The sequence below is a fragment of the Microbacterium sp. genome, from assembly GCF_049661145.1.
Taxonomy (GTDB): domain Bacteria; phylum Actinomycetota; class Actinomycetes; order Actinomycetales; family Microbacteriaceae; genus Microbacterium.
In genome coordinates this window covers 1-5,977 of the sequence record NZ_JBASZT010000364.1, presented here as the reverse complement: position 1 = coordinate 5,977, position 5,977 = coordinate 1, and the positions used below count along the sequence as shown (strand labels likewise).

General features: G+C 70.2%; 5 protein-coding genes, 1 tRNA gene and 1 pseudogene. 4 read left to right on the top strand and 3 right to left on the bottom strand.

Annotated elements, in window-relative coordinates; all coding sequences use genetic code 11:
* Nucleotides 1–480 (top strand): TrmH family RNA methyltransferase (locus WBP48_RS15035; RefSeq protein WP_424441563.1); only part of this gene is annotated, 480 nt, incomplete at its 5' end.
* Nucleotides 481–741: 261 nt separating this feature from the next.
* Here the strand turns inward: WBP48_RS15035 and WBP48_RS15030 are convergent.
* Nucleotides 742–1,614: an SGNH/GDSL hydrolase family protein gene (locus tag WBP48_RS15030; RefSeq protein ID WP_424441562.1), complete on the bottom strand. Its 873-nt coding sequence runs from the start codon at nt 1,612–1,614 to the stop codon at nt 742–744.
* Between the two features lie 86 nt (nt 1,615–1,700).
* Here WBP48_RS15030 and WBP48_RS15025 point away from each other — a divergent pair, with 86 nt between their 5' ends.
* From WBP48_RS15025 to WBP48_RS15015, 3 genes are all read left to right on the top strand, one after another.
* A complete protein-coding gene (locus WBP48_RS15025) occupies nt 1,701–3,563 on the top strand; it encodes a DEAD/DEAH box helicase (RefSeq protein ID WP_424441561.1) in 1,863 nt (620 codons plus the stop codon).
* Between the two features lie 102 nt (nt 3,564–3,665).
* Nucleotides 3,666–4,754, top strand: a complete 1,089-nt coding sequence (locus WBP48_RS15020; protein WP_424441560.1) for a VIT1/CCC1 transporter family protein — start codon at nt 3,666–3,668, stop codon at nt 4,752–4,754.
* A 93-nt stretch (nt 4,755–4,847) separates the two neighbouring features.
* A tRNA-Leu gene (locus WBP48_RS15015) sits at nt 4,848–4,933 on the top strand.
* Nucleotides 4,934–5,164: 231 nt separating this feature from the next.
* Here WBP48_RS15015 and WBP48_RS15010 read toward each other — a convergent pair.
* Nucleotides 5,165–5,518, bottom strand: a complete 354-nt coding sequence (locus tag WBP48_RS15010) for a hypothetical protein (protein ID WP_424441559.1) — start codon at nt 5,516–5,518, stop codon at nt 5,165–5,167.
* A gap of 26 nt (nt 5,519–5,544) precedes the next feature.
* Nucleotides 5,545–5,751 (bottom strand): annotated as a pseudogene (locus tag WBP48_RS15005) (tyrosine-type recombinase/integrase); the annotation flags it as partial.
* Nucleotides 5,752–5,977: the final 226 nt, after the last annotated feature.

Here is a 5,977-nt window from a genome sequence, read left to right as displayed (position 1 = left end):
GTTGTCGCCGGCGCGCGCCTCGTGCTCATTCTGGCGGACATCGTCGACCACACGAACGTCGGGGCGGCCTTTCGGGCGGCGGCCGGGCTCGGGGCCGATGCGGTGCTCGTGACACCCCGTTGCGCGGACCCGCTCTACCGCCGGAGCGTCCGCGTCAGCATGGGTACCGTGTTCCAGGTGCCGTGGACCCGGCTGCCGGGCGACGGCCGTGACGGGGGATGGGCGGCTGGCCGCGGCATCCTGCACGAGGCGGGTCTGCACCTGGCGGCGCTCGCTCTCACTGAGGGGGCCGTGTCGCTGGACGTGTTCGCCGCCTCCCGTCCTGATCGCGTCGCACTGCTGATGGGCGCGGAGGGGGACGGTCTGTCGCGGCACGCGCTCGCCGCGGCCGACACGGTCGTGACGATTCCGATGGCGGGCGGCGTCGACTCGCTCAACGTCGCCGCGGCCGCCGCCGTTGCGCTCTGGGCCCTGCGCTGACCCGAAAGTCCCGCAACATGTGCCAGACTTTCTCGCCCCCACGGCGCGGCAGCGCCCCTGAAGAGCTGATGCGAAAGTCTCGTGACATGACCCAGACTTTCCCGCCCCACGGCGCGGCAACGCCGCTGAAAAGCTGACCCGCCGGTCTCGCGTCGGCATCCATGGGGCTGTTGTTCAGGTGACGCTTTCCGCGGGTATGCCCCCAGCGTTTCCGCGGGACGCGCCACCTGAAGGTCGGCGACCGTGCGCTGCCTCGGGGCTTCAGACGAGCGAGCCAGGACCGGCGGTGCGGTTCTGCGCGGGCGCCTCGACGATCACCGGCAGCGGTTCGGGGCGCTTGGCGGTGATGTGATCGCCCGAGGACTGGTGGCGCAGGCGCCGCAACACCCACGGCACGAGGTGCGTGCGCGCCCACACGAGGTCGTTGGTGCGCGCCTCACGCCACGTGAGCGTCGGCAGCGGGTCCGGCTGCAGGGGCTGCAGGTCATTGGGCACGTTGAGCACCCGCAGCACCATGCGCGCGACCTCGTGATGGCCGAGCGCGTTGTAGTGCAGCCGGTCGTCGTCGAAGAAGCGCGGGTCCTGCACCTCTTTGAGGGCCCACTGATCGGCGACGATGCAGTCATAGCGGTCGGCGATCGCGCGGACGTTCTCGTTGTAGATCGCGACACGGCCACGGATGCCGCGGAAAACGGGCGTGAAGTCGGTGTCGATACCGGTGAACACGACGAGCGTCGCGCCCTGCGAGCTCAGGCGGGCGACCGCATCCTCGAACTGCGCCGCCACGGCATCCGGGTCGGCGCCGGGACGGATAACGTCGTTGCCGCCCGCGGAGAACGTGATGAGGTCGGGGCTTAGCGCGAGCGCGGGCTCGATCTGCTCGGCGACGATCTGCGCGATCAGCTTGCCGCGGACGGCGAGGTTCGCGTAGGCGAAGTCGTCGACCTGGGCGCCGAGAACCTCCGCGACGCGGTCCGCCCAGCCGCGGTGACCGTCTGCGGTGCCAGGGATGGGGTCGCCGATCCCTTCCGTGAACGAGTCGCCGATCGCGACCATCCGGCGCCATGGATGGGAGTTCTCGTTCGGGACGTACGGTGAGCGATGCTGGTCGGGGGTCGGTTCGTTCTTACTCATTCCGCTCCTGATACGAAAGGGTGACTCGTGGTCGCTTCGAGGCTACCCGCGCCGTCACGTCGGCGGGGTCGTTTAGGGTTTCACACGTGGACGAGGCGGAGGCGGCAGCCGAACAGGTGCAGGAGCGCTTCGGCAGCTTCGCCGCCGAGCACCTCTCGCCCGCGTTCCCGCAGCGGGCGCCGTGGGGCACGGCGCAGAGGTTGCGCGCCTGGCAGGCCGAAGCGCTCGACGCGTACTTCGCTGCCGACGGCCCCGATGGGGTGGGCAAGGGCCCGCGGGACTTTCTCGCGGCGGCGACCCCCGGTGCCGGAAAGACGACGTTCGCGCTGCGCCTGGCATCCGAGTTGCTGCGCCGCGGCGTCGTCGACCGCATCGTCGTCGTCGCGCCGACCGAGCATTTGAAGACGCAGTGGGCTGACGCGGCGGCCCGCATCGGCATCCGCCTCGATCCGCGGTTCAGCAACCGGAGCTATGCGCCGGCGCGCCAGTTCCATGGCGTCGCCGTCACGTACGCGCAAGTCGCCGTCAAGGCGTCGGTGCATCAGCGGCTGACGATCGATGCCCGCACGCTCGTGATCCTCGACGAGGTGCACCACGGCGGCGACGCCCTCAGTTGGGGCGACGCGCTGCGTGAGGCGTACGGCCGCGCGACACGGCGACTGCTGCTCTCGGGCACACCGTTCCGCAGCGACGCGGCGCCCATTCCGTTCGTGGAATATCACCCGAACGAGAAGGGCATCCGGCTGTCGCGGACGGACTACAACTACGGATACGGCAGGGCGCTGGCCGACGGCGTCGTGCGTCCCGTGCTGTTCCTCGTCTACGCCGGAAAGATGCGCTGGCGGACGAAGGCGGGTGATGAGCTCGAAGCGCACCTCGGGCAGGACAATACGAAGGACGTGACAGCGCAGGCCTGGCGGACCGCTCTCGACCCCGAGGGTGACTGGATCCCCGCCGTGCTGCGCAGCGCCGACCGGCGGCTGAGTGAAGTGCGACAGGACGTGCCGGACGCCGGGGGGCTCGTCATCGCGACGGATCAGACCGCAGCGCGGGCGTACGCGGGGATCCTCCGCGAGCTTACGGGGGAGGAGCCGGCGGTCGTGCTGTCCGACGACAAGGCAGCCTCGGGCCGCATCGAGACGTTCGCGAACGCGACGACCCGGTGGATGGTGGCGGTGCGGATGGTGTCGGAGGGGGTCGACGTGCCCCGCCTGGCAGTCGGCGTGTACGCGACGAGCGCCTCGACCCCGCTGTTCTTCGCCCAAGCCATCGGCCGCTTCGTCCGCGCCCGGCGGCGCGGCGAGGCGGCATCCGTCTTCGTCCCCAACGTGCCGCAGCTGCTCGCGCTCGCCGGAGAGCTGGAGCGCGAGCGCGACCACGCCCTCGACCGGGAGTCCGGTGACGACGACGGCCTCGAGGACACGCTGCTGGCCGAGGCGGAACGCGAGGAGAAGGCGTCGGACGAGCTCGAGCACGAGTTCAGCTACCAGGCTCTCGGCTCGGTCGCGCACTTCGATCGCGTACTGTACGACGGCAGAGAGTTCGGGCAGCTCGCCGTGCCGGGCACTCCCGAGGAGGAGGAGTTCCTGGGGCTGCCGGGACTGCTCGAGCCCGAGCACGTGCACGAGCTGCTCATGCAGCGGCAGGCGCGGCAGAGCCGGCATCGCCGGGCCCGGGAGGCGAGCGAGGGGAGCGAGGGGGGGACGGCGACGGATGCCGACGCAGCCGCTCGTCCCGACGGGCTCCCACCCGCCCTGCACCGCACGCTGCGGGAGCAGCGGCAGCTGCTCAACAGCCTCGTCGGCCTGTATGCGCGACAGACCGGCGAGCCGCACGGCGCCGTCCACGCGGAGCTCCGGCGGGTGTGCGGCGGCCCGGAGGTTGCGCGTGCGACGGTCGCCCAGTTGCAGGCGCGCATCGACGTGCTGCGCCGGCGCGTGCGGTCCTGACCCGGCGCGGCCCGACGGGAGTCGCGGTTCGGAATCCCGAAATGCTGGCAATCCCGGCATCCGGTCGGGATCGCGTCGTCGCCGCGGATAGCGTGGGGTGCCGTGACCACCTCTGCCGAGCCCACCGCACGCGACCGTCGGCGCTGGGCGCGGTACCTCGTCGATGAGCGCGGCGAGGCGCGCGTGTACCGAGAGCTCGCGCAGCGGCGCGAGGGCGAGGAACGGGATATCCTGCTGGCGCTCGCCGACGCGGAAGGCCGGCACGAGGCCCATTGGCTGGAGCTGCTGGGCGGAGAGCCGCCGCGGTTGCCGGCCCCGAGCGTCGGTTCGCGCATGCTGAGCTGGATGGCGCGGCGCTTCGGGTCTATCTTCGTGCTGGCGCTGGCGCAGAACGCCGAGGGTCGCTCTCCGTATGCCGACGATCCGCACGCGACGGCGCGGATGGCGGCCGACGAACGCGTGCATCGGGAGGTGGTGCGCGGCCTCGCGGCGCGGGGACGGCGGAGGTTGTCGGGGACGTTCCGGGCGGCAGTGTTCGGCGCGAACGACGGCCTGGTGTCGAACCTCGCCCTCGTCATGGGGATCGGCGCGACCGGGGTCGCGGCGCAGTTCGTGCTGTTCAGTGGTATCGCGGGCCTGCTGGCGGGGGCACTGTCGATGGGTGCGGGGGAGTACGTGTCGGTCCGCTCCCAACGTGAGCTGCTCGACGCTACCGAGCCGAGCGACTACGCCGATGAGGTGCTGCCCGACCTGGACCTGGATGCAAACGAGCTGGCGCTCGTCTATCGCACGCGCGGTATGTCCGAGGCGGATGCCGAGGCACGTGCGCGCCGGGTGCTGGAAGCGGCACGGAGTGCGGACGCTGCCCCCCTGACGGGGCCGATACCGGTCGCCGGTGGCGACCACGAGGTCGTGGGCAGCGCGTTGGCGGCCGCGGGTTCCAGCTTTCTGTTCTTCGCGTCGGGTGCGATCATCCCGGTGCTGCCATGGCTGTTCGGTCTCAGCGGTCTCGCAGCCGTCGTGCTCGCCCTGGTGCTCGTCGGACTCGCGCTGCTGGCGACTGGAGCGATGGTAGGGCTGCTCTCCGGGGCGCCGCCGCTGCGACGCGGGCTGCGGCAGCTTGCGATCGGCTTCGGCGCGGCCGCCATCACGTACCTGTTGGGTCTCGTGTTCGGAGTGTCGGCGGCATAGCGCCGACAGTATCGTGTCGGCTGTGTATGACAGCGCGGCGGACGTGCTAGGCTCGATCCTCGGTTGACACTGCTTTGCGACAACCACACCCATGCGCGGGTGGCGGAATAGGTAGACGCGCTAGCTTGAGGTGCTAGTGCCCGTATTAGGGCGTGGGGGTTCAAGTCCCCCCTCGCGCACAGTATGAAAGTAGCCCCTCACCAGGGATTTCATATCCAAGGTGAGGGGCTACTTCGTTGGTTACCGGGGGTTATCGGCCAGAAAGAGTGGATGGGGTCGGGCGCATCCTGGACGGCGATTCAGGCGGCCTTCGATGAGATCGAGCCGGAACTCTCCCGCTACCCGAACCTGGACCGCGAGCGTTCCGCGCGGTCGTCGAGGCGTTTGCCGCGAGTGGAGTGCGCCCACCGTCAGTCGAGTTCGGTGACCGAGCTGATGCCGCTGCCGGGCTGCGACTCCCAGTGCCAGGTCTGGTCGAGGCGCAGGCGGCCACGCTCGTCCACGGTGAGTTGCGAGCGGCAGCGCCCCGTCGAGGTCTCGCCGCTCGCGTTGAGTTGCGCGTAGCGAAAGCGGAGCGTGCCGCCGTCGCGAGTGCCGACGAGGTAGCCGCGGCGGACCTTGCCGCCGGCGTACTCCGCCCAGATTTCGCCGTCCGCCTCGTGATAGGTGAACACCGTCTCGGGCCCGACCTCCCCGCCGACCGTGTCCGCGACGGCGGCGAAGCGGCGCCCGTCGACGGACGGCAGGTTGCCCGGTGCGCGCATCCCTCGACTCTATCGGTTCGCGTAGTTCAGGCTCCGGCGAGGCGGGCCGCGAACTGTTCGACGGCGTTCTTCTGCGTCGTCGGGGTGACGTGGCTGTAGATGTGCATGGTCGTGGTGATGGTGGAGTGCCCGTGGCGTTCGTGCACGACCTTGGGCAGCACACCGAGTTCCATGAGGATCGTCGCGTGCGCGTGCCGAAGCCCTTTGAGGGTGACGCGGGGCAGGTGCTCGAACTTCTTGACCTTGACAGCCCACTTGAGGCGGCCACCGTATCGTCATCGCCCGTCAGGAGGCTGCCGAAGCCCTCGGCGACAACACGGCTGCTGACTGATCTAACCGCAATGCCGTTCGGTTAGCCGTCGGGGTCGGGAGTCAAGATCTTGGTGCGGAGTGTCGCGGGATAGGTGCGCCGATCGATGCTGTCTCGGCCTTTGGCGCGATACTTCGAGATCGCGCGTT